The sequence below is a fragment of the Rhizobium sp. T1470 genome, from assembly GCF_042140505.1.
In the GTDB taxonomy this organism is placed as follows: domain Bacteria; phylum Pseudomonadota; class Alphaproteobacteria; order Rhizobiales; family Rhizobiaceae; genus Rhizobium; species Rhizobium favelukesii.
The window spans coordinates 452,717-475,854 of record NZ_CP148093.1; the positions used below are offsets into that span (position 1 = coordinate 452,717).

The following is a 23,138-nucleotide window of genomic DNA, read 5'->3' on the forward strand; positions in this document are numbered from 1 at the left end:
TGGTGGTGAGCGTTGCGGAAAAGGCGGGACTTGATCCCGTCAGGTAAGGCTCAGAGAGACGAGCGAAAGCGAACCGCTGATGAAGTGTCGAAAGCGTATGGATGATGTCGAAACCGGGGGGAAGTCGTTAACCCGGGATCAGTCTGGGGGATGGCCTGATTGCTGCCCAGACGGCATCCGGCATGAAGGCGGCGTGACTCTGGGGCAGGCTCTTGTGTGGAACGTGGGAACCCTGTCGCCCCGATGCGAAGGGAGAAATCCAAGTAGGTGGCCCCTACGAGGGTGAGAGTACCAATGCGGGGCACAGGGACGGAGCAACCCGTAGTAGTGACGAAGGCGCTGTAATGGGGCTGGAGCGAAGGGGTTGCGTTGTTCAGCTCTGGACGGAGGTCAACCGGCAACGGGAGGAACCTCATGGATAGAGCGAAGCCATATGACATTCCGAAACGGGAGGTGTGGGAAGCCTACAAAAGAGTTAGAGCCAACCAAGGTGCGGCTGGCGTGGACGGCCAAACGATTGCGGACTTCGAGGCTGATCTCTCGAACAACCTCTACAAGCTCTGGAATCGGATGTCGTCCGGCAGCTACTTTCCGCCGCCGGTGCGACGGGTCGACATACCGAAGGACGATGGCAAGACGCGGCCGCTGGGAATTCCCACCGTTGCCGATCGCGTCGCCCAAATGGTGGTCAAACGGTTCCTGGAACCTCTTTTGGAGCCTCAGTTCCACAAGGATTCCTACGGATACCGGCCCGGAAAATCGGCGCTCGATGCGGTCGGCATGGCGCGGCAGCGATGCTGGCGCCATGCCTGGGTTCTTGATCTTGATATCAGGGCCTTCTTCGACAGCATCGACACGGATCTGCTCATGCGAGCGGTACGCAAGCACACGGATTGCCCGTGGGTGCTGATGTACATCGAGAGATGGCTGAAAGCACCGGTGCAGATGGCGGACGGGAGCCTCATCGGCCGGGACAGAGGGACGCCGCAGGGTGGGGTGATTAGCCCTGTCCTGGCCAATCTCTTTCTCCACTACGCGTTCGACATGTGGATGCAGCGGAACCATCCGGACATCCCGTTTGAGCGTTATGCCGATGATGCCATTTGCCATTGCCGAACCGAAGAACAGGCAGTGGCGCTGCGCGACGCTCTTGAAAAGCGGTTCGCAGACTGCGGGCTGACGCTTCATCCGGAAAAGACGAAGATCGTCTACTGCAAGGATGATGATCGACGCGGAAACCATTCCAACCACAAGTTCGACTTCCTCGGCTATACCTTCAGGCCGAGGCTGGCGCGCCGAAGGGGCGGAAGGGTGGGCGTCTCGTTTAGCCCAGCGGCCAGTGACAAAGCTCTCAAGATAATCCGCCAGACGGTCCGCGGCTGGTCCCTCCATGAACGGAGTGATAAGGCCTTGGACGATCTGGCGCGGATGTTCAATGTGCACATCCGTGGCTGGATTAACTACTACGGGAGGTTCTACCCGTCGGCGCTCTACCCGACCCTGAGGCATATCGACGTCTCCCTGGCGCGATGGGCCAATCGGAAGTTCAAGTCCATGTGCAGGCACAGAAGACGGGCTGTCCAATGGCTGGAGCGCGTCGCGCGCAGGCAGACTGGGCTGTTTGCTCACTGGAGCCTGCTCTTTGGGCACGGCCGAACAATGGGAGCCGTATGACGCGAGAGTGTCACGTACGGTTCTACGAGAGTTGCGCCTTGCAAGCGCGTTGAATTCAGCCGTCTGAGATGACGGCCACGGCAAAGCCTAGCGAGCAGCCGTGTACTGAGTCTTGCGTGGTGTCCGGTAACGGCCGCTGCGAAGCGTAGACAAGGAGATTGTAGGCCGGAACATACGTGAACGGATAGATAGCCCCGAAATCGAACGTGATCGGAGTAGCCGACCCTGTCTCTCAAAGGGGAAGGCGGAATCGCAGGCCGCGTCTTTGCGAGTGGTCCAAGGTGCTCCCGGGGTTCGTACCGCCAGCATGCAATCGAAGGATTTGACGTGAACAAGGGAGATCCAACCGGTTCAAGCGCAAGCTTGTAGGACCTGCCAAGCCGATGAGGCGAGAAGGGGCTGATGACCGGGTGGAAGTCAGACTGACTGATAGTACTCCGAGGTCGGGAGAGCCGGCCACATGGGGAAGCGGTCAGCGGTAGTTGAAATGTTTTTGGGCAACATGGGCTCCATTCAACGGGAGACACGGCCTTTCATGCAAAGGGAAGATCAGCTGACCATGGAAACGGGACTTGAACATATAGCAGCGAAAGCTCGGTGTGAGCCGAAACTCCGCTTTACGTCGCTTGCCCATCACATCACGCGCGAACGGGTGCAGAGGAATCTGTTGAGGATTCCGCAGCGCTCGGCCGCCGGGGTGGATGGTCAGACGGTGAAGGCGGCGAAGGAGAGCTTTGGAGAATGGATAGAGCCGATGCTCCAATCCATTCACCGCCAGGGATATCGCGCGCCGGCAGTGCGGCGCGTTTACATCCCCAAGCCCGGCAAGACGGAGAAGCGCCCGCTCGGGGTGCCAACTGTTTCGGACCGGGCGCTTCAGCGCAGCACAGCTGCGGTGCTGTCGGCGATCTACGAGCAGGACTTCTTGCCCTGCTCGTTCGGCGGCAGGCCGCATCTTAGCGCTCATCATGCCCTGTCGACCCTCAACGAGGCAATCTGCGGCGGCCGGACGAGCTGGGTGCTGGAGGCGGACTTGAAGGACTATTTTGGGAGTCTGTCGCATGAGTGGCTGCTCCGGTTTGTCGAGCATCGAGTCGGGGATCCGCGCGTGATCAGCTTGATCAGGCGCTGGCTGAAAGCAGGCGTCCTTGAGGACGGGGTGTCCACCCGAGTGATGAAGGAACTCCTCAAGGAGGGTCGATCAGCGTTTTGCTGAGCAACGTTTATCTCCATTATGTGCTCGACCTCTGGTTCGAGCGCGTGGTGAAGGTCCAGCTCAAGGGCGAAGCCCGGCTGGTGCGTTATATCGACGACTTCGTGATCTGTTTCCAACATCAATCGGATGCGCTCCGCGTCGAGGACGCTCTCCGTCATCGTTTGGGGAAGTTTGGCCTCACTCTTGAGCCGAGCAAGACCAAGTTGGTCGAGTTTGGTCGGTTTGCTCAGAGAGATGCGAGCAAACGCGGCAGAAATCGCCCGGAGACGATCTACTTTCTGGGCATGACGCTGTACTGCTCGCGGAACCAAAAGGGTAACTTCAAGGTCGGGATGCGCACGGAGAAGTCTCGGCTTCGACGTAGTCTCTCGTCTCTGCAGGAGCTGATGCGGCAAGTTCGACATTACGTCATCAGGGACCAGGTCAGCGAAATCAACGCTGCTCTTCGTGGCCACTACGCCTATTATGGCATCGCCGGAAACCTTCGGTCGCTGCTCAAGGTGTATCGGGCCACGGAACGGTACTGGTGCCGAATGTTACGCAGCCGCAGCCGAGATGGTGGCCGCCTCACATGGGACACTTTCAACCAGATCAAAGAACGGAACCCGCTGCTGCGACCCAAGCTGCGGCTTCCTTACGGGAAGCTGCAAGCACTCGCGGTGCTGTGAAGCTGCCGAAGAGCGTAGTGCGCGAAATCCGCACGCTACGTTCTGTGGGAACCGGGGGCGGGTGACTGCCTCCGGTGACCCAGTCTGAGCTTTCCCTTTATGAATGGAGTAATGCAATGAGCAAACTGCGAATGGGCGTCATCGGCGCCGGTCTTTGGGGCGGCAATCACGCCCACACCTTTAACGTCTTGCCGGAGACCGAACTGGTCGGCGTCTGCGACCTCGATGAGGGGAGGGCGCTGAAGATGAAGGAAACTTACGGCGCAATGCAGGCTTTCACCGATTATCAGAAGCTGATCACCAGCGATCAGATCGATGCAATCTCGGTGGCGACGCCTGACTTCACCCACACGCCGATCATTCTCGCGGCTCTGAAAGCCGATAAACACGTGTTGAGCGAAAAGCCGCTTGCAACGACAGTGCGTGAAGCCGAGGAAATTGCTGCGGCTGCCGCAAAGTCCAAGGGCAAGCTGATGATTGATTTCCACAACCGTGTGAATCCGATCCTCGCCCAGGTCCGCGACATGATTCAGGACGGTCAGATCGGCCTGGCAAAGCACGGCACCGCGCGTCTTTCGAATACGACATTCGTTCCATTCGAAATGCTGAGCTGGGCTGCAAAGTCTTCGGCACTCTGGTTCTTGGGCAGCCACCTGGTCGATGTGCTGCGTTTTATTCTCGCAGACGAGGTCGTGCGTGTTTATTCCGTCGCACGCTCGGGGACCCTGTCTGCCGGCGGCGTGGATACGAAGGACTTCCATGTGTCGATCCTTGAATTTGCCAAGGGCACGGTCGTGACCATGGAGAACAGCTGGATCCTGTCGCGTGACAATCCTTCGCTCGTCGATTTCAAGATCGAGTTTGTTGGTGAAAAGGGCCAGGTCCAGGCGGACCCCACGCATAGTGGCGGCCTGCGCCGGATCGTCGACGGCGGACTGAAATACAATGACTATATCGGCATAACGCCAACCGGCGCGACGCGTATCGGCGGCTTTGTCTTGGAATCCATTGCTCGCTTTGTCGATAGCGTCGTGCGTGACGCTCCGCTGCTGGCAGATGCACAGGACGGCCTGGCAAACACCAAGATCCTGGCGGCGATCGAGGAATCCGTCGCGACCGGCAAGGCTGTGAACATCGGCTAAAGCCGGAACCAAAAGCGCAGGGCATGTCCGCACAAACAGTGCGGCTTGCCTCGCTTGAAAATACGGGGAGTAGATAAAATGGCGTCCATGACCTTTGACGGGATCGGCAAGACCTTTCCGGACGGAACCGTTGCTGTTGCAAATGTCACTTTTTCGGTCGCGGACGGTGAATTCGTCGTGTTGGTCGGCCCGTCGGGTTGTGGCAAGTCGACATTGTTGCGGATGGCAGCAGGCCTTGAAACGCTAAACAGCGGTCGGCTGCTCATGGATGACGCTGATGTCACCGAGACCGAGCCCCAGGACCGGGATATTGCGATGGTTTTCCAGAACTACGCGCTTTACCCCCATATGACCGTTTACGACAACATGGCTTTCGGTCTTCAGCAGCGCAAAATGCCCAAGGACAAGATCGACAAGCTGGTGCGCGACGCAGCAGAAATGCTCGATCTCACCCGCTATCTTGAGCGCAAGCCCGGGGCATTGTCTGGTGGTCAGCGCCAACGCGTGGCGATGGGTCGAGCGATCGTTCGCCATCCCTTGGCCTTCCTGATGGACGAACCACTTTCCAACCTGGATGCCAAGCTCCGCGTGCAGATGCGCGGTGAACTGAAGCTGCTTAATCAGCGGCTTGGCGTAACGACCCTCTATGTAACCCACGATCAGGTCGAGGCCATGACCATGGGCGATCGTGTGGCTGTGCTGAAGCCGGTGTTCAACGGACAGGAAAGTAATCTCCAGCAGATCGACACCCCGCAGATGCTCTACGACAAGCCTGCCAACCTCTTCGTCGCCGGGTTCATCGGCTCGCCCGCCATGAATTTCATCCGCGTCGAGCTGACGGCGGAAGCCGGCTCGCTCAAAGCTGCGGTCACTGGAACGAAGATATCCTTCTCCATACCAGCCAAGGCGGCATTGTCGGCCTATGCAGGGCGACAAGTCATTGCCGGGATCCGCCCGGAGATGTTCCAGGTTTGTCCGGAGGCTGAGGCATTGTTCAACGAGCAGATACCAGTCGCTGAAGCGCTTGGAGCTGACACCTTCGTCTTTTTCGACATCGCGTCACCGCCGGTCAATATAAACGATGCCGAAGACACGGAAGACTTTCCCAATAAGGGCAAGAACCGGCTTGTGGCGCGTATCCCACCGGCGCTGACACCACGTCCCAATCAGCTGCTGCCACTGACTGTCGATCTGGAGAAGTTGCATTGGTTCGACCCTGTAACGGGGACCGCGATCCGCGACTGACAGAACATGCACGAACTATCGCCAGCTAGGGTTCAACTCGTTCTCCTGCCCTCCCAGGCAACTTGGCTGTCATCGAACACGAGTTCGGCGGCAGCCATTTTTTTAAACTCAAGACATCAAACGATCAGAACCTGAACATCCATGCACCGTGAGTGCCACTGGGCTTAGAGGAGTGGCTTGTGAAACACGTTTCCATTGTCGGTAAGTTCTTTATCATCATGGCTGTCTTTGGCGTCATGGCGCTCGGTCTGGCGTTCTACCAGAGCCGGCAAATGCTGAAGGTTAACGACAGCTATCGAGGGCTTCTCGACAGAGATGCATCTGCAGCACTTCGCTTGACCCAGTCGAACCGAAGTCTCGAAACAGCGCGTGCCAGCATCACCGACATGGTGATGACGCGGTCCAAAGAGGCGAGGGCGCGCGCAGAAGCTGGCCTGAACGACGCGCGAGAAAACTTCGTCAGGTTCATGGATATGGCGATCGCTGTGGTTCCGGAGCAGAGCGAATTGCCAAAGTTGAAGTCGGATGGTTTCTCCGTCCTGACCGATACATGTGGTGGAGCCATCGCAGTTGGCCGCGGCGCGACCAGTGAAGCCGAGCTCGCCATGGTGCAGCAACTCTATCTCACTTTGTGCCAACCCGCCTTTGCTGCCATCTCGCCGCGGTTCACATCCGTGACCGAACAACTCGCCTCCGATGCAGAGCAAAAGCGTGCTGATGTTTCACGCGTGGTCCGTGACACGTCCGTGCTGAGTTTGGGAGCGGCTATTGCGGCACTCCTCGTTATCTCGTGCTTCGGTTTTCTCGCAATTCGCACCTGGTTGGTCAAACCCATCAAGCAGATGGTGGTGACGATGAAGATCATTGCGGACGGCGATCTCACATCGACCATCGAGGGAACGATCCGCCGTGACGAGATCGGATCGATGGCCCGAGCGGTGCAGATCTTCAAGGACAACGAGTTGAGGGCGCGGGATCTAGAAAAGGATGTGGAGGCCAGTCGTGGCGCAAACGAGATTGAACGTGCGCGCATCGCCGAGACCGAGCGTCAGCGGGCACAGGATATGGCTGAGGCCACGGTCAGCCTGGCAGAAGGCCTGAAGCAACTCGCCGGCGGCAACCTCGTGTTCAGGCTCGACGGCAATTTCGCCGGGCTTCGAACCGTTGCGCGCGAACTTCAACGCTGCTGTTGCCCAACTCGCTGAAAGCTTGAGAGCCGTTGTTGGTTTCCACGCAGAACTGAGCCGGTTAGGCGCATAATTTCCATTGAGAATTGAGCCATGTGAACCTTCCCCCCAACGCGGTGAGCGACGGGGGCCACGGAGTGATCCACATGGGACTTTTAAACATCATCCGTCGGATGGCGCTGCGCGAGAAGCAGTCGATCCGCGAGATCAGCCGGCGCACTGGGCTGTCACGCAACACGATCGCGAAGTATTTGAGCGCTGGTACGATCGAGCCGACGTTCACGGTACCGGAACGTCCGAGCAAGCTCGATCCTTTTGCCGACAAACTTGCTGGCTGGCTGAAGACCGAGGCCGGGAGGTCGCGCAAGCAGCGCCGAACGCTGAAGCAGCTTCATGCGGATCTGGTGGTTCTCGGCTTTACCGGCTCCTATGGTCGGGTCGCCGCGTTCGCCCGCGACTGGCGGGCTGAGCAGCTGACAGCGGGCCGCGGCATATTCGTTCCGCTGTCTTTCCGCCCAGGCGAGGCATTCCAGTTCGATTGGAGTGAGGACTATGCCGTGATCGGCGGCGAGCGCACGAAGCTTCAGGTCGCACATATCAAGTTGTCGCACAGTCGGGCCTTTCTGGTCAGGGCCTACCTGCTGCAAACGCACGAGATGCTCTTCGACGCCCACTGGCACGGCTTCCGTGTGTTCGGCGGCGTACCTGGTCGCGGCATCTACGATAACATGAAGACGGCGGTCGATCGTGTCGGTCGCGGCAAAGAGCGGCAGGTCAACATCCGTTTCCTCGCGATGACGAACCACTACGTCTTTGCGCCAGAGTTCTGCAATCCCTCTGCCGGCTGGGAGAAGGGGCAGGTCGAGAAGAACGTCCAGGATGCTCGCCCACGACTGTGGCAACAGATGCCTGACTTCCCGGATTTGGCGGTATTGAATGCTTGGCTGGAACAGCATTGCCAGGACCTGTGGCGGGAGACGGCGCATGGCACCTTGCCCGGCACAATCGCAGATGTTTGGGCTGATGAGCGGGCAGCATTAATGGCACTGCCACCCGCATTTGACGGCTTCGTTGAGCAGAGCAAGCGCGTCTCACCGACATGCCTGATCACCTTCGAGCGCAATCGTTACAGTGTGCCAGCATCGTTTGCGAACCGGCCTGTCAGCCTGCGCATTTATCCCGAGAGACTGGTCGTTGCGGCCGAGGGCAATATCCTATGCGAGCATGAGCGGGTCATTGAGCGGAGCCACGATAAGCCGCCACGAACGATTTACGACTGGCGACATTACCTTGCCGTCATCCAGCGCAAACCCGGTGCCTTGCGCAATGGTGCGCCCTTCCTGGAATTGCCGCTGGCCTTCAGACAGTTGCAAGATCAGATGCTTCGCCGCCCCGGCGGTGATCGTGAGATGGCCGACATCCTCGCTCTGGTGCTTCATCACGACGAACAGGTCGTCGTCAGGGCCGTGGAACTGGCTCTGGATCAAGGCGTGGCGACCAAAACGCATGTGTTGAACCTGCTGCATCGGCTGATTGATGGCAAGACGACCGACGGTCCCGACATCGATACGCCACAGGCACTGACCCTGCTGCGCGAACCCAAGGCCAATGTAGAACGCTACGATGGCTTGCGGGTCCGGATCGTAGGAGGTCGTCATGCGTCATGACCCCGCAAGTGCTGCCGTCGTCATCATGCTGCGTAGCCTGAAGATGTATGGCATGGCCCAGGCCGTCACGGACCTGATCGAGCAAGGTGCTCCCGCCTTCGATGCGGCCGTGCCAATCTTGTCCCAGTTGCTGAAAGCCGAGATGGCCGAGCGTGAGGTCCGCTCGATTGCCTATCACATGAAGGCTGCTCGCTTCCCAGCCTACAAAGACATCTCCGGATACGACTTCGCCGCCAGCGAGATCAACGAGGCCACCGTGCGCCAACTGCACCGATGCGAGTTCATGGATGGGGCGCAGAACGTTGTCCTTATCGGTGGCCCTGGCACTGGAAAAACGCATGTCGCGACCGCTCTTGGAATCCAAGCCATCGAGCATCATCGCCGAAAGGTCCGCTTCTTCTCGACCATCGAACTGGTCAATGCTCTCGAGCAGGAGAAGGCTAAAGGCAAGGCGGGCCAGATCGCGGAGACCTTGGTCCGCCTCGATCTGCTCATCCTGGACGAGTTGGGATACCTGCCGTTCAGCGCCTCAGGCGGAGCACTACTCTTCCACCTGTTAAGCAAGCTCTACGAGCGGACCAGCGTCGTGATTACCACCAACCTCAGCTTCAGCGAGTGGGCAACCGTCTTCGGCGACGCCAAGATGACGACCGCTCTGCTCGATCGTTTGACCCACCGTTGCCATATCCTGGAAACCGGTAACGACAGCTTCCGCTTCAAAGCCAGCTCGGCTGCCGCAGCACAGAAGAAAGGAGAAAAAGCCAATCCCTTGACCAAATCCTGATCAGAAAACCATACTTAGAGGTGGCTCACTTCTTGGTGGAAAAACCGGCTCAGTTCCGCGTGGAAACCAACACTTGTGCGATCGATGTTCGACAGCGGGCATCACGTCCCGTTTTGCCGCTCCGTATGAGCGCAGTTTGTCGGTAACGATGCGCTTCGGCGTCAGGCCTTGCTTCTTCAACAGTCTGACCAGCAATCGCTTGGCAGCTTTGGTATCGCGGCGGGCTTGGACGATCTCGTCGAGGACGTAACCGTCCTGGTCAACGGCACGCCAAAGCCAATGTTTTCGGCCACCGATGGAAATCACGAGTCGAGTGGCCCGGGGGAATTTCACCCCCAGGACTGGGTCACCGGAGGCAGTCACCCGCCCCCGGTTCCCACAGAACGTAGCGTGCGGATTTCCCGCACTACGCTCTTCGGCAGCTTCACAGCACCGCGAGTGCTTGCAGCTTCCCGTAAGGAAGCCGCAGCTTGGGTCGCAGCAGCGGGTTCCGTTCTTTGATCTGGTTGAAAGTGTCCCATGTGAGGCGGCCACCATCTCGGCTGCGGCTGCGTAACATTCGGCACCAGTACCGTTCCGTGGCCCGATACACCTTGAGCAGCGACCGAAGGTTTCCGGCGATGCCATAATAGGCGTAGTGGCCACGAAGAGCAGCGTTGATTTCGCTGACCTGGTCCCTGATGACGTAATGTCGAACTTGCCGCATCAGCTCCTGCAGAGACGAGAGACTACGTCGAAGCCGAGACTTCTCCGTGCGCATCCCGACCTTGAAGTTACCCTTTTGGTTCCGCGAGCAGTACAGCGTCATGCCCAGAAAGTAGATCGTCTCCGGGCGATTTCTGCCGCGTTTGCTCGCATCTCTCTGAGCAAACCGACCAAACTCGACCAACTTGGTCTTGCTCGGCTCAAGAGTGAGGCCAAACTTCCCCAAACGATGACGGAGAGCGTCCTCGACGCGGAGCGCATCCGATTGATGTTGGAAACAGATCACGAAGTCGTCGATATAACGCACCAGCCGGGCTTCGCCCTTGAGCTGGACCTTCACCACGCGCTCGAACCAGAGGTCGAGCACATAATGGAGATAAACGTTGCTCAGCAAAACGCTGATCGACCCTCCTTGAGGAGTTCCTTCATCACTCGGGTGGACAGCCCCGTCCTCAAGGACGCCTGCTTTCAGCCAGCGCCTGATCAAGCTGATCACGCGCGGATCCCCGACTCGATGCTCGACAAACCGGAGCAGCCACTCATGCGACAGACTCCCAAAATAGTCCTTCAAGTCCGCCTCCAGCACCCAGCTCGTCCGGCCGCCGCAGATTGCCTCGTTGAGGGTCGACAGGGCATGATGAGCGCTAAGATGCGGCCTGCCGCCGAACGAGCAGGGCAAGAAGTCCTGCTCGTAGATCGCCGACAGCACCGCAGCTGTGCTGCGCTGAAGCGCCCGGTCCGAAACAGTTGGCACCCCGAGCGGGCGCTTCTCCGTCTTGCCGGGCTTGGGGATGTAAACGCGCCGCACTGCCGGCGCGCGATATCCCTGGCGGTGAATGGATTGGAGCATCGGCTCTATCCATTCTCCAAAGCTCTCCTTCGCCGCCTTCACCGTCTGACCATCCACCCCGGCGGCCGAGCGCTGCGGAATCCTCAACAGATTCCTCTGCACCCGTTCGCGCGTGATGTGATGGGCAAGCGACGTAAAGCGGAGTTTCGGCTCACACCGAGCTTTCGCTGCTATATGTTCAAGTCCCGTTTCCATGGTCAGCTGATCTTCCCTTTGCATGAAAGGCCGTGTCTCCCGTTGAATGGAGCCCATGTTGCCCAAAAACATTTCAACTACCGCTGACCGCTTCCCCATGTGGCCGGCTCTCCCGACCTCGGAGTACTATCAGTCAGTCTGACTTCCACCCGGTCATCAGCCCCTTCTCGCCTCATCGGCTTGGCAGGTCCTACAAGCTTGCGCTTGAACCGGTTGGATCTCCCTTGTTCACGTCAAATCCTTCGATTGCATGCTGGCGGTACGAACCCCGGGAGCACCTTGGACCACTCGCAAAGACGCGGCCTGCGATTCCGCCTTCCCCTTTGAGAGACAGGGTCGGCTACTCCGATCACGTTCGATTTCGGGGCTATCTATCCGTTCACGTATGTTCCGGCCTACAATCTCCTTGTCTACGCTTCGCAGCGGCCGTTACCGGACACCACGCAAGACTCAGTACACGGCTGCTCGCTAGGCTTTGCCGTGGCCGTCATCTCATACCAACGAGCGCTAATCAAAACCGGTGCGCCCAGTCACGCATTCCAATCGACATGATCTTCCACGGCTGAGCGACCAGCTTGTTCCATGCGTCGCAGCAATGGGCGACGATGTCCTCGTAATCTTTGAAGATCCGGTTGGACAACCAGTTGTCACGCAGAAATTGCCACACGTTCTCGACGGGATTTAATTCGGGCGAGCGTGGCGGCAGGAAGAGCAGTGTGATGTTGTCGGGCACATCGAGCTTCGGCGTGACATGCCACCCCGCCTGATCAACGATCAGCACGGCATGAGCGCCGTCATCGACGGCCTGGCTGATTTCGATCAAATGCTGGTTCATGGCGCTGGTGTCGCAGTAGGGAAGAACGAGACCCGCACCTTTGCCCTTCTTGGGGCAGATAGCGCCGAAGATATAGGTCCACATCGTGCGTTGATCGTGTGGTGCCGAAGGCCTTGTTCCCCTGCGTGCCCATCGCCGGGTGATCTTGTTCTTTTGGCCTATCCGAGCTTCGTCGGCCCACCAGAGCTCAATCTCGACGTTCTTCGGGAGCCTGCCTTTGATGGCTGCCAGTGTGGCGGGGAACTTTTTTTAAAACTCTCCAGGTCGCCTTCGTTCTGGGCGTAATGGCGCGGGCGGGCAGACAGCTTTGCAAAGCCGAGCGCCTTCAATTCGCGGCCAATGGTCGTTTCATCGACGGATATCCGATATTCTTGGAACAGCCATTGAGCAAGATCCTTGCGCCGCCAGCGCACAACGCCATGCACCGCCGGTATCGGGCCACTTTCGACGATCTTTGCCAAAGCCTGGCGATGCACGTCGGAAAGCTTTCCTTGATTGCCGGGTGCTTTGCCATTGATGAGCCCCGACGGGCCACGCGCATTGAAGCGAATAACCCAGTCGCGGACAATTTGCAGGGTCACGCCTCCGATCCTGGCCGCATCGCTGCGGGAATGGCCATCATAGATTTCGGCAAGGGCAAGAAGCCGCCGAGCCTGTGCCGCATCCTTCGTGCCTTTGGCCAACGCCCGAAGAGCGAAGCCGTCGAAGTCATCGCGCAGTGGAATTCCTGATGTCATCCGCAAACCTCCGTTTGCGGTATTGATTCAGAACTCAACTGATTTGGAAACCTCAAAAAGAGTCAGAGATCGCTCACGCTGGTATCAGACGGCTGAATTCAACGCGCTTGCAAGGCGCAACTCTCACAGATCCGGACGTGAGCGTCTCCACTCATCCGGCTCCTACCGTCCAGCCGTTGCCCGATACAGCAATCGCCAATGTGCAAACAGCGCTGGCTCCCGACGCCTTACGTCCTGGACCCAGTACCGCGCACGCCGACGATGGCGTCTCAGGCGTCGATATTTCGACATGGCCCAGCGTGCCAGGCGCAGATCGAGGTGCATCAATGCTCGGGAAAGTGCCGATTTGTGGTAACGACCATAGTAGTTCATCCAACCACGAAGGATCGGATTGAACATCTTGGCCAGATCATTGATGCGCTTGTCGATACGGCGGTCAAGCTGCCAGTCCCGCATTGTCTGACGGATGGCTTTCGCGGCTCGGTTGCTGATACCCGGACTGAAATTGACGAAGGTCTTGCCCCATCGGTTCATTGCCAGTCTCGGTCGAAAGGTGTAGCCGAGAAAGTCGAACTTCTGATTGGGGCAATGCCCCCGCCGAACGTTATCCTTGCAATACACGATCTGTGTCTTGTTTGGATGTAACTTCAGTCCGCATTCAGCAAACCGTTGCTCAAGATCCGTTTGCAACTTTTGGGCCTGACGCTCGCTGCTGCAATGACAAACGGCATCATCGGCAAAGCGTTCAAACGGAATCTCAGGACGGTGTTTGGCCATCCACCGATCGAACGCATAGTGCAAAAAGAGGTTCGCCAGCAAGGGTGAGATAACTGACCCCTGCGGAGTTCCCCTCTCCCGAGGTTCCAAAGTGCCGTTCTCCAGTTGCACGGGAGCCGTCAGCCACCGTTCAATGTACAACAACACCCACGTGCAGTCGGTGTGCTTTCGCACCGCCCGTAGCAACAGGTCGTGTGGAATGGTGTCGAAGAAGGCCTGAATGTCGAGATCGAGAACCCAGTCATGGCGCCAGCATCTCTGCCTTGCCATACCCACGGCCTCGAGTGCCGACTTGCCGGGCCTATACCCATAGGAATCGGGATGGAAATGTCTTTCCAGTTCCGGTTCCAGGTATGCCTTCACCACCCCTTGCGCAATCCGGTCTGAGACCGTGGGAATGCCCAACGGCCTTGTACCGCCTTGCCGCTTTTTGATCGCGACCCGTTTGACTGGCGGCGGAAAGTAGCTGCCAGATGACAATCGGTTCCAGAGCTTGAACAGTTGTTCTTCACATCCCGCTCAAGATCCTCGATCGACTGATCATCGACCCCGGCTGCACCCCGGTTCGCCTTTACCCGTTGATAAGCCTCCCAAACAGCCCGTTTAGGAATATCGAACGGCTTTGCTTTACCCAAAGGCTCCTCCCGCATGACGGTTGACCTTTCGATAAAGCTGGACAGTGTTGCGCCTTCGCTCCAACGCCATTACAGCACCTTCTTCACTACTACACGCAACTCCGTCCCTGTGCCCCGCATCGGTACTCGGATCCTCATGGTGCTTCCACTTGGATGTCTCCCTTCGCATCGGGGCGACAGGTTCCCACGTTCCACACAAGAGCCTGAAGCAAGGTCACGCCGCCTTCATGCCGGACGCCATCTGGGCAGTAGACAGGTATCTGCGCGGCGACAAACAAGGTGAGACTCAGCGTCAATCAGGATGAGACTCGGCGGCGGGGGTGTGACGAAGGGAGGGCGTAGCCCGACTGGAGTTACACCCCCGCCGCGGCGCAATTTTTCGGCGTCTCATGATCGCGGTTGGCCCGGTAGCGTCGGTGATTTTCTGAGAATGGAGAATCACCTTTGTGCCGGGTCGCCATGTAACCGATCATCAGACGAGGCTTTTTATGAAGTACCGACAAAACAACCCCATTGAGGTCGCTGCCGCCAAGGCGTCGATCAGCTGGGCGACGGCTTACCGCATCGAGAAGGATGCGCGTCTTCCATCGCAGACCAAGCCGCCGCGCGACCGGCGTCGCCCCGATCCCCTTGAGCACATCTTCGACGCCGAGGTTGTTCCGCTCCTCAAGGCCGCGCCCGGCATCCGAGCGGTCGCCGTTTACAACGAGATGCTGCGGCGTCATCCAGAGCTGTCAGAAGGTGTTCGCCGTACGATTGAGCGTCGTATCCGATCATGGCGGGCTGTTCACGGTCAGGAGCAGGAAGTGATCTTCCGTCAGATGCACGAACCCGGTCGGTTAGGACTGTCGGATTTTACCGACATGGGCAGCCTCGGCGTGACGATCGCCGGCCAATCGCTCGATCATCTGCTTTATCACTTCCGGCTGGTCTGGTCGGGCTTCGAGCATGCCCATGTCATCCTGGGTGGAGAGAGCTTCGTCGCTCTGGCCGAGGGGCTGCAGAACGCCCTGTGGTCGGTTGGCGGTTCGCCGCTCTATCATCGCAGCGACAGCTTATCGGCCGCCTTCCGCAACCTCGATGCCGACGCCAAGGTCGATCTGACGCATCGCTACGACGAACTGTGCGCCCATTATCGCATGACGCCGACGCGCAACAACAAGGGCGTCGCGCACGAGAACGGCTCGATCGAAAGTTCCCACGGCCATCTCAAGAATGCGATCCGCGATGCTCTGCTGATGCGCGGAACCAGGGACTTTGGCGACCTCGGATCCTATCGCGCCTTCATCGATGAGATCGTCAGCCGCCGCAATGCCGCACATGGCAAGCGCATCGATGCCGAGCGCACGCATCTGCAAGCTCTTCCCGATCGTCGCACCACCGACTTCGAAGAGGTCATCGTCACCGTATCGAGCACCGGCGGCTTCGCCTTGCGCAAGGTCTTCTACACCGTGCCTTCCCGTCTGATTGGCCACCGGCTGCGGGTGCGTCTGTTCGACGATCGCCTCGACGTCTTCATCGGCGGCACGCATCTGCTGACATTACCCCGAGGCCGCGCCCATGCGAGTGGCAAGCACGATCAAGTCGTCAACTATCATCACGTCATTCATTCCCTGCGCAAAAAGCCGATGGCGCTTTTGGGGCTCGTCTATCGCGACAAGCTCTTCCCCAGGCCGGAATATCGCAGGACTTTCGACGCGCTCATCGAGCAACTGCCCGAGCGGCAGGCTTGCAAGATCACCGTGGAACTGCTTGCCTTGGCTCACGATCGCAGTTGCGAGCGTGAACTGGCCGAGGAGCTTGCCAAAACGCTCGACGCCCACAAACTGCCTGATCTGGCGGCTTTGAGAGCGGTCTTCAGCCCGGACCCGGATCAGTTGCCGATCGTTCATGTGCAACTCGCGTCGCTCAATGGTTATGAAGCCCTGATCGGCACGGCCTATGCGGGAGAGGTCGCATGAAGAGCAACATCCACACAGTCGATGAAGCCCGCCTCGGCATCATGCTCAACGAACTGAGGCTGCCGACGATCAAGACGTTCTGGCACCAATTTGCCGAGCAGGCCGATCGGGAAGGATGGCCTGCTGCCCGTTTCCTCTCGGCCATCGCCGAGCATGAATTGGCCGAACGCGCCCATCGCAGGATCGAAAGACACCTCGCCGAGGCCCACCTGCCACCCGGAAAGACGCTCGACAGCTTCGCCTTCGACGCTGTTCCCATGGTCTCCAAGGCCCAGGTCATGGCGATTGCAGCCGGCGATAGCTGGCTCGCCAAAGGCGCCAATATCCTGATGTTCGGTCCGCCCGGCGGCGGAAAGAGCCATCTCGCCGCAGCCGTCGGCCTCGCGCTAATCGAGAACGGCTGGCGCGTGCTCTTCACCCGCACGACCGATCTCGTCCAGAAGCTTCAGGTCGCGCGGAGGGAGCTTCAGCTCGAAGCCGCCATCGCAAAGCTCGACAAGTTCGATCTTCTCATCCTCGACGACCTGGCCTACGTCACCAAGGACCAGGCCGAAACGAGCGTGCTCTTCGAACTCATCTCCGCAAGATATGAGCGGCGTTCCATCATGATCACCGCCAATCAGCCCTTCGGAGAATGGAACCGCGTCTTTCCAGACCCGGCCATGACGCTTGCCGCGGTGGACCGACTTGTCCATCACGCAACAATCTTCGAGATGAATGTCGAAAGCTACCGGCGGCGTTCGGCCATGGAAGCCAAACGCCAGCGCGGCAGACCCGCCTCATTCGCGACAATCAAAAGCTCTTCCCAGCTTGTCGCGGAGCGGCAATCAGAACACGATGAAACTCTTGCCAGCGACAATCAACATGATAACTTCGCTCCAACCGCGACATAAGAATCTCATCCAGATTGTCGCTCGCGTCTCATCCTGATCGTCGCGCTATAGGTATCTCCCAGACTTCTCCCGGGTTAACGAAGCCCACCCGGTTTTGACGCCATCTATGCACTTTTCGACACGTCGTCAGCGGTTCGCTCACGCTCGTCTCCTTGCATCTTACCTGACCGGATCAAGTCCGGCCTTTTCCTCAACGCTCACCACCATCGCTCTTTACGACAGCAGCTTGAGGTGGTTTGAAACCCGCTCCTGCAAGCCGGCTTCGAGGGGCCAGCCCTCATCTCCTGTGCAGCATGGCTGCTTGGGAAGTGCCTAAATCATAGCTCCTCCTTCGCGCCTTCGTGGCGCACCCTCGTCCAAATGCCAGATATCCGTTCGCGACTGCTTCCTTCTGCGCAACTGCTTGACGTAAGCCGCCCCGAATTTGCGGCTCCATCGCCGTATCGTTTCGTAAGACACGACAATGCCGCGCTCCAACAGCATTTCCTCGATCAGCCGCAGGCTCAAAGGGAACCGGAAATACAGCCAGACGCACGGGCGATGATCTGCGGTGGAAAGCGGTGGTTCTTGTAACTGAGAGTCGGCGAGTTCATCTCAGCCGAATTATCCATCAACCGTTAATACCAACGAGCGCTAATCAAAACCGGTGCGCCCAATCACGCATTCCAATTGACATGATCTTCCACGGCTGCGCGACCAGCTTGTTCCATGCGTCACAGCAATGGGAAACGATGTCGTCGTAGTCTTTGAATATCCGGTTGGACAACCAGTTCTCCCTCATAAATTGCCACAGGTTCTCGACAGGGTTCAATTCGGGCGACCGCGGCGGCAGGAACAGCAGGGTGACGGTGTCGGGTACTTTGAGTTTCGGCGTGACGTGCCATCCAGCCTGATCAACGATCAGCACGGCATGAGCACCTTCATCGACCGCCTGGCTGATTTCGAGCAGATGCTGGTTCATGGCATGGTTCATGGCATCGGTGTCGCAGTAGGGAAGAACAAGGCCCGCAGCTTTGCCCTTCTTGGGGCAGATGGCGCCGAAGATATAAGTCCACATCGTGCGTTGATCGAGTGGTGCCGAAGGCCTTGTGCCCTTGCGTGCCCATCGTCGGGTGATCTTGTTCTTCTGCCCTATCCGAGCTTCGTCGGCCCACCAGAGCTCGATCTCGATGTTCTTGGGGAGCCTGCTTTTGATGGTTGCCAGTGTGGCGGGGAAGTTTTTTTAAAACTCTCCAGGTCACCCTCGTTCTGGGCGTAATGGCGCGGACGAGCAGACAGCTTTGCAAAGCCGAGCGCCTTCAATTCGCGGCCAATGGTCGTCTCGTCCACAGAGATCCGGTATTCCTGGAAAAGCCATTGAACCAGATCCTTGCGCCGCCAGCGAACGACGCCATGCACTGCTGGTATCGGCCCGCTTTCGACAATCTTCGCCAAAGCCTGGCGATGCACAGCGGAAAGCTTTCCTTGATTGCCAGGCGCTTTGCCGTTGATGAGCCCTGACGGACCGCGGGCATTGAAGCGCATAACCCAATCGCGGACAATCTGCAGGGTCACGCCTCCGATCCTGGCCGCGTCGCTGCGTGAATGACCATCATAGATTTCGGCAAGGGCAAGAAGCCGCCGAGCCTGTGCCGCATCCTTCGTGCTCTTGGCCAATGCCCGCAGGGCAAAACCGTCGAAGTCATCGCGCAGTGGAATTCCCAATGTCATCCGCAAACCTCCGTTTGCGACAGAGATTCAGAATTCAACTGATTTGGAAACCGCAAAACGAGTCAGAAACCGCTCACGTTGGTATAAGCTGCTGATAACGTGACATCGCCCCCGTGGACGGATTGAACACCGGGAAACGGTTCCGAGGCTTCGCGGCAATTGCATCAGGGTCGGAAGCAAGGTCGACAAACCGCTCCGGGTTGCTCAGATGTCTCGTCAGTGCCGGTGTCAGCGTCATCCTGTTTCCTCCTCGAATATTCAACGTCCACTGATGGTGTTTTGCGAACCTGTATGCGCAACAGCAAAACCGGAGCAATGGGTGATCATTGCTCTGGCTCGTGCCTTTGTCGCGGCGCATCTTCGACACCTTCATTGTCGGCGCGGCGAAACGGCGTGCCTCTCCAATCGTAGGTGAACCTGCCGCTGTCCTATATCTGGCGATCGAGCGATGCGCCAAGCATTTTGCGTCAGGGCCGTTGCCTCGACTTCTCCTATGAAGTGCAGGTGAACCGGCAGGAGCGACATCGATGCCTCGTGAATGCTACGAGTACGCCGCCTTGCCAGCGCCCGCGCCCGCGGTTCAAATCGGACGGAAGAAGAGGGCACGGGCCAGGGCCTGCTTGACAGTGAAACCGATTTGGATGCCGCGGTTGAGAATTGCGCGCGTATGGCGCGCCCCAAACAACCTGAGATGGCTGCGCAGTGCCGGGCCAAACACGGCGAGCCAATAGAGCAAGCGCCGATCGATCGATGTCAGAGAACGTCGAATATCGATGACCAAGACATGCACCGTTTCGTCGCTGAAAGGATGCTTCTTGGTGTTTGGGAGGTGGACCGCCCCCACCTTTTCGTAGATCGGCACCAGTTTTTCGATTGCATCGAGCACGAGGTAGCGGCAATTCGTCTCCAGGGCAATCCGGCCCACTTCCTGGAAGATGGCGATCATCACGCCAGCGCTACGGTGATCCGCGTCGATCGCAACGCGGGACACCTCCAGGAAGCGCTCGGCCCACACCCAGTCGGGGAGGGGGCTCGATGCTTCGATTTCACTCAGCCGCCGGTCTCCTCCGTTGAAGACCAGCCGACCGGTACCCACGGGATTGCGCCCAAGCCAGACCAGAAGGCTGAGGGAATTGTCATCCAGTTCATCGGTCCATATCGTATCGTCATCCGCCTCCTGATGACGCCCGAAGAACTGGTTGGCAATTCGCCGCAAGCGAACGACATTGTGCCAGTCGGCTACGGTACTGCAGCGACTGATTCTGAGGAAGCGACCGGCGCCCCGTGCCGACAGCCCGTTCATGCGCAACTGGCGGATGCCGAAGGTATCGCTCTCGCAGACGGCCAGCCAGCCGGCCGCGGCCTTGTCCGGTACTCTCTCCGGGCGAATGACGAGCTGACTGCCGCCGTCCAGTTCAGCCCGATGGACAACGCGGCCCCGGATATTGAAGCGTCCGCCCCAGGGGCGATGAACTTCGAGGCTGATCACGGCGCTGGGCACGAGGAAGCCGTCAGGTTCGATCAAACGCAACACCAACTCGAAGGGCGAAACAGCGGCGAGATCGGCTTCCGCTACCCTCCGAAACAGACAGGGCGCACGCACAACCGTGGATACGGAGTGCTCGAGCCAAGTAGGTTCGGCGCCGTTTTTCAACGGATCGCTCAGGCGAAACAGGATGCGGCCGATCTCTTCGTCTACCGTAAAGTCGGACAAGCGAAGACCGCTGCCGCTGCCGTCGCATGCCAGAGAAAGGCTCAGCGCCTCGGCCTCTCGCAGGCGTCGTAGCAGGCGCCTGTCCTGGGTCGTCACGGCCCAAAGATCGATGCCTGCGGCATGGAGCACGCCGTCATAAGCGGCTCGTCCTAAGCGTAGACGGCAAGTCGGACCATAGGGAAGTTGGATCTGCCGAGGCTTGACCATCATCACCGGGTCAAATTGCAGCTGCATTATTACCTCCATGACATGCTCAAAGACCCCGCTCGCGTCGCTTTCAGGCTCCTTGGGCGCTTTGTTTGTGATGGCGTTCGAAGTGGTCCCACCCCTCCTGCCAAAGCCGAGGCCGGAAGTAAGATTGATGTGCCCCCTGTGGCCGATCTCGATCGCCCTCGTCTGCCAAGCTTCGGCCACGGCGCGGCTATAGGCTGGGGTGCTGTATGGATCATCATCGCTGACGATCATGGTGGCCGGTAATGGGAGGGGCTGGCGCAAGATCGGTGCAAAGCCGGTGGCCTCGACAGGAAACTTCGGGCCGTTGGGATCGGGCACCGCCACGAGAAAGGCCGAGACGACGCTGTCGTCGCGATGCCGCTGCGCCCATGCGACGGCGACCAGGCAGCCCAGGCTGTGGGCGACCAGGAATTTGGGACCCGGGACCGAGACCAGGAGATCGTCAAGGTCTCTCACCCACTGGTCGCATTCGGGACGGTCCCAATCGGCGTGCTCCAACCAGATGCTGTCCGCCAGATGACGGTGCCAGTGCCGTTGCCAATGCTCGTCTTCGGAGTTGCCGATGCCCGCAATGAAGATGGTGCGCATGGCTTGACCCTTAGACCTCGTATTCCACGCCGACCCCATCGAAGCGCAGGCGGTCCTGGATGTGCACCCAATCGCCCTTGGCATTGTACCCCGACAAGAGGCCGGCCTCGAATAGACGGATCACGATCTGCGAACTAGTATCGGCCGCGCCATTCTCACTGAGGCGGCGAATCAGGGTCTTGTAGTCGAACGATTGCTCCTTCAAATCCTCGAAGATTGACTTGAAGCTCTCGTCCGCCGTGTATTTGGTCATATGCCGCCCATCGCCGTTGGACAGCACCTGCTTGGGCTCAAGCTTAAAGCTTTGCGGATTGACCTTGTAATAAGGCTCAAGCACGACGTCGCGGCCGTTCCAGTCGATCTTGCTGATCGAGCTGAGCTGCTTGGTCAGGCGCGAAATCCAGGCCACGCGGGCGGTTATCAGTTCCTCGTCAGAAAAGTCGTCCGAGAGGTGCTGGCGATGGTGGCGGCCGACGGCGACCATGCTCGAAGCGCGATCGCGGAAATCGCCGATCTCCCAATCACCGGTGGAAGCGGTTTCGCTCAACCGGTGAAACCAGTTGCGGCGCTCGAACCGCTCATCCGAGCTTTCAGCGATGCGCCGCCGGTTCCAGAATTCGGAATCCGGTTCGGTGAAGGAGGCGAATGTGTAGAAAGAGGCAAGGAATTCGTGATACTGCTCATAGGTCTCTCCATAGCTTTTGGCGTACCACTCGTGCACGCTGGTGCTGGTGTCCGGATTGCTGCTGAGATAGTCGATCGCGGAAGCGGCGCAGACCGCAGACTGAGTCGCCAGATGCACGCCCTGCGAGAACAGCGGATCGGTGAAGCAGGCCGCGTCACCGCACAGAAAGAAGCGGTCCCGCGAAAACAGAGTCGTGTCATAGGACCAGTCGCGCACGACGCGCACTTCGTCGACCTGATCGGAATCGCGGAGAATCTCCATAGCGCGGCGGCACTTGGCTAAGGTCTGGCGATAGAACTCCGTGGGGCCGAGTTCGCTGAGTTTGGCGGCTTCGCTTTGGTCGACAATGCAGCCGACGCTGTAGAGGTCGCCCTTGAGCGGGATCATCCAGACCCAGCCGCTTTCGAACGTGATCGAGAAGGTCGTGCCGCGCAGATCGCCCTTGAAGCGTTCTGGGCAGCGGAAATAGGACCAGACGGCGAGGTTGCGGTAGAAGGCATCGTAGCGCCGCAGGTTCAATTTGTGCACTAGAGGGCTGCTGGCGCCTGACGCGTCGATGAGATAGTCGCCGGCGACGTATTCGCGCTCGCCATTGCGCTTGATCTTCATGCCCACACCATCGGCTCTAAGATCAACATCGAGAACCGGCGTGCCTTCATTCACTTTGGCGCCCCGATGCCGTGCTTCATTAAGCAGGAGGTGGTCGAAATCTTCGCGCTTGACCTGGATGGCATGGTCGAAGACCCAGTCGACAACGCGCGGCGTTGAGAACGAGAAGGTCCACGGCGCCTGGTCCTGACCCCACAAGAACGTGGCGGAAGGCTTTTTCACAAAGCCCGCATCGTCGATCTGCTGCTGGAGCCCAAGCCGGTTGAGGATCGACATGGTACCCGGAAGGAAGGACTCTCCCACTCGGTAACGCGGGAACACCTCGCGCTCGAACAGTTCCACGTCGTGGCCGAGCTTAAGCAGGCTGAGAGCGGCCACGGATCCGGCCGGTCCCGCGCCCATGATGAGAATCTTACGCCGTGACATG

The 23,138-nt window shown here is 58.8% G+C and carries 16 protein-coding genes and 2 pseudogenes; 10 read left to right on the plus strand and 8 right to left on the minus strand.

Translation table 11 applies throughout. The features are described from left to right. Positions 1-414: 414 nt before the first annotated feature. The 8 genes from ltrA (WGT02_RS31980) to istB (WGT02_RS32015) all read left to right on the plus strand — a co-directional run bounded on the left by ltrA (WGT02_RS31980) (position 415) and on the right by istB (WGT02_RS32015) (position 9,583). Positions 415-1,674 carry a group II intron reverse transcriptase/maturase gene (gene ltrA / locus WGT02_RS31980; protein WP_208246060.1) on the plus strand — a complete coding sequence of 420 codons (1,260 nt, stop codon included), beginning with the start codon at positions 415-417 and terminating at the stop codon, positions 1,672-1,674. Between the two features lie 535 nt (positions 1,675-2,209). Continuing rightward, a complete protein-coding gene (locus WGT02_RS31985) occupies positions 2,210-2,890 on the plus strand; it encodes a reverse transcriptase domain-containing protein (protein WP_375679836.1) in 681 nt (226 codons plus the stop codon). Then, positions 2,884-3,558 (plus strand): reverse transcriptase domain-containing protein, encoded by a 675-nt coding sequence (locus WGT02_RS31990; protein ID WP_263623155.1) that lies wholly within the window; start codon positions 2,884-2,886, stop codon positions 3,556-3,558. The genes WGT02_RS31985 and WGT02_RS31990 overlap by 7 nt, the downstream gene beginning before the upstream one ends. 116 nt (positions 3,559-3,674) lie before the next feature. Further along, the gene (locus tag WGT02_RS31995) at positions 3,675-4,700 is read left to right on the plus strand and encodes a Gfo/Idh/MocA family protein (protein WP_208246062.1); all 1,026 of its coding nucleotides are present in this window, start codon (positions 3,675-3,677) and stop codon (positions 4,698-4,700) included. 78 nt (positions 4,701-4,778) lie between these two features. Then, positions 4,779-5,945: an ABC transporter ATP-binding protein gene (locus WGT02_RS32000; RefSeq protein WP_208246064.1), complete on the plus strand. Its 1,167-nt coding sequence runs from the start codon at positions 4,779-4,781 to the stop codon at positions 5,943-5,945. A 179-nt stretch (positions 5,946-6,124) separates the two neighbouring features. Next, positions 6,125-7,150 carry a HAMP domain-containing protein gene (locus WGT02_RS32005; protein ID WP_225040402.1) on the plus strand — a complete coding sequence of 342 codons (1,026 nt, stop codon included), beginning with the start codon at positions 6,125-6,127 and terminating at the stop codon, positions 7,148-7,150. A 128-nt stretch (positions 7,151-7,278) separates the two neighbouring features. Continuing rightward, positions 7,279-8,799 carry an IS21 family transposase gene (istA, locus tag WGT02_RS32010; protein WP_208180357.1) on the plus strand — a complete coding sequence of 507 codons (1,521 nt, stop codon included), beginning with the start codon at positions 7,279-7,281 and terminating at the stop codon, positions 8,797-8,799. Then, positions 8,789-9,583 carry an IS21-like element helper ATPase IstB gene (gene istB / locus WGT02_RS32015; RefSeq protein WP_208245060.1) on the plus strand — a complete coding sequence of 265 codons (795 nt, stop codon included), beginning with the start codon at positions 8,789-8,791 and terminating at the stop codon, positions 9,581-9,583. The genes istA (WGT02_RS32010) and istB (WGT02_RS32015) overlap by 11 nt, the downstream gene beginning before the upstream one ends. Positions 9,584-9,655: 72 nt before the next feature. On the opposite strand, the pseudogene WGT02_RS32020 reads toward istB (WGT02_RS32015), so the two are convergent. The 4 genes and pseudogenes from WGT02_RS32020 to ltrA (WGT02_RS32035) all read right to left on the minus strand — a co-directional run. Further along, positions 9,656-9,892, minus strand: a pseudogene (locus WGT02_RS32020) (DDE-type integrase/transposase/recombinase); the annotation flags it as partial. A 115-nt stretch (positions 9,893-10,007) separates the two neighbouring features. Then, the gene (ltrA, locus tag WGT02_RS32025) at positions 10,008-11,357 is read right to left on the minus strand and encodes a group II intron reverse transcriptase/maturase (protein ID WP_341353377.1); all 1,350 of its coding nucleotides are present in this window, start codon (positions 11,355-11,357) and stop codon (positions 10,008-10,010) included. Between the two features lie 487 nt (positions 11,358-11,844). Continuing rightward, a protein-coding gene (locus WGT02_RS32030; RefSeq protein WP_208245220.1) for an IS630 family transposase occupies positions 11,845-12,905 on the minus strand; the annotation gives its coding sequence in 2 pieces (ribosomal slippage) (positions 11,845-12,413 and positions 12,413-12,905; 1,062 coding nt in all). Between the two features lie 162 nt (positions 12,906-13,067). Next, on the minus strand, positions 13,068-14,162 hold the full coding sequence (gene ltrA / locus WGT02_RS32035; RefSeq protein WP_263623046.1) for a group II intron reverse transcriptase/maturase: 1,095 nt from the start codon (positions 14,160-14,162) through the stop codon (positions 13,068-13,070). A gap of 643 nt (positions 14,163-14,805) precedes the next feature. On the opposite strand from ltrA (WGT02_RS32035), the gene istA (WGT02_RS32040) reads away from it, so the two are divergent. Together istA (WGT02_RS32040) and istB (WGT02_RS32045) are read left to right on the plus strand one after the other, a co-directional pair. After that, positions 14,806-16,278 carry an IS21 family transposase gene (gene istA / locus WGT02_RS32040; RefSeq protein ID WP_208245890.1) on the plus strand — a complete coding sequence of 491 codons (1,473 nt, stop codon included), beginning with the start codon at positions 14,806-14,808 and terminating at the stop codon, positions 16,276-16,278. Then, on the plus strand, positions 16,275-17,171 hold the full coding sequence (gene istB, locus WGT02_RS32045) for an IS21-like element helper ATPase IstB (RefSeq protein WP_208245168.1): 897 nt from the start codon (positions 16,275-16,277) through the stop codon (positions 17,169-17,171). The genes istA (WGT02_RS32040) and istB (WGT02_RS32045) overlap by 4 nt, the downstream gene beginning before the upstream one ends. A 351-nt stretch (positions 17,172-17,522) precedes the next feature. Here istB (WGT02_RS32045) and WGT02_RS32050 read toward each other — a convergent pair. The 4 genes and pseudogenes from WGT02_RS32050 to cmlS form a co-directional block, all read right to left on the minus strand. Then, positions 17,523-17,782 (minus strand): annotated as a pseudogene (locus WGT02_RS32050) (IS6 family transposase); the annotation flags it as partial. Positions 17,783-17,808: 26 nt separating this feature from the next. Beyond that, a protein-coding gene (locus WGT02_RS32055; protein ID WP_208246028.1) for an IS630 family transposase occupies positions 17,809-18,881 on the minus strand; the annotation gives its coding sequence in 2 pieces (ribosomal slippage) (positions 17,809-18,395 and positions 18,395-18,881; 1,074 coding nt in all). A 580-nt stretch (positions 18,882-19,461) separates the two neighbouring features. Then, positions 19,462-21,417: an alpha/beta hydrolase gene (locus tag WGT02_RS32060; protein WP_208246073.1), complete on the minus strand. Its 1,956-nt coding sequence runs from the start codon at positions 21,415-21,417 to the stop codon at positions 19,462-19,464. 10 nt (positions 21,418-21,427) lie between these two features. Next, positions 21,428-23,137, minus strand: coding sequence for a chloramphenicol-biosynthetic FADH2-dependent halogenase CmlS (gene cmlS, locus WGT02_RS32065; RefSeq protein ID WP_208246075.1), 1,710 nt, complete (start codon positions 23,135-23,137; stop codon positions 21,428-21,430). Position 23,138 lies beyond the last annotated feature (1 nt).

Excerpts from the sequence above, each read along its gene's own strand:
- istA (WP_208245890.1), top strand. The coding sequence starts at position 14,806 with ATGAAGTACCGACAAAACAACCCCATTGAGGTCGCTGCCGCCAAGGCG.
- WGT02_RS32060 (WP_208246073.1), bottom strand. The coding sequence starts at position 21,417 with ATGCGCACCATCTTCATTGCGGGCATCGGCAACTCCGAAGACGAGCAT.
- ltrA (WP_208246060.1), top strand. The coding sequence starts at position 415 with ATGGATAGAGCGAAGCCATATGACATTCCGAAACGGGAGGTGTGGGAA.
- WGT02_RS31985 (WP_375679836.1), top strand. The coding sequence starts at position 2,210 with ATGCAAAGGGAAGATCAGCTGACCATGGAAACGGGACTTGAACATATA.
- istB (WP_208245168.1), top strand. The coding sequence starts at position 16,275 with ATGAAGAGCAACATCCACACAGTCGATGAAGCCCGCCTCGGCATCATG.
- WGT02_RS32000 (WP_208246064.1), top strand. The coding sequence starts at position 4,779 with ATGGCGTCCATGACCTTTGACGGGATCGGCAAGACCTTTCCGGACGGA.
- istA (WP_208180357.1), top strand. The coding sequence starts at position 7,279 with ATGGGACTTTTAAACATCATCCGTCGGATGGCGCTGCGCGAGAAGCAG.
- istB (WP_208245060.1), top strand. The coding sequence starts at position 8,789 with ATGCGTCATGACCCCGCAAGTGCTGCCGTCGTCATCATGCTGCGTAGC.
- ltrA (WP_341353377.1), bottom strand. The coding sequence starts at position 11,357 with ATGCAAAGGGAAGATCAGCTGACCATGGAAACGGGACTTGAACATATA.
- WGT02_RS31995 (WP_208246062.1), top strand. The coding sequence starts at position 3,675 with ATGAGCAAACTGCGAATGGGCGTCATCGGCGCCGGTCTTTGGGGCGGC.
- cmlS (WP_208246075.1), bottom strand. The coding sequence starts at position 23,137 with ATGTCACGGCGTAAGATTCTCATCATGGGCGCGGGACCGGCCGGATCC.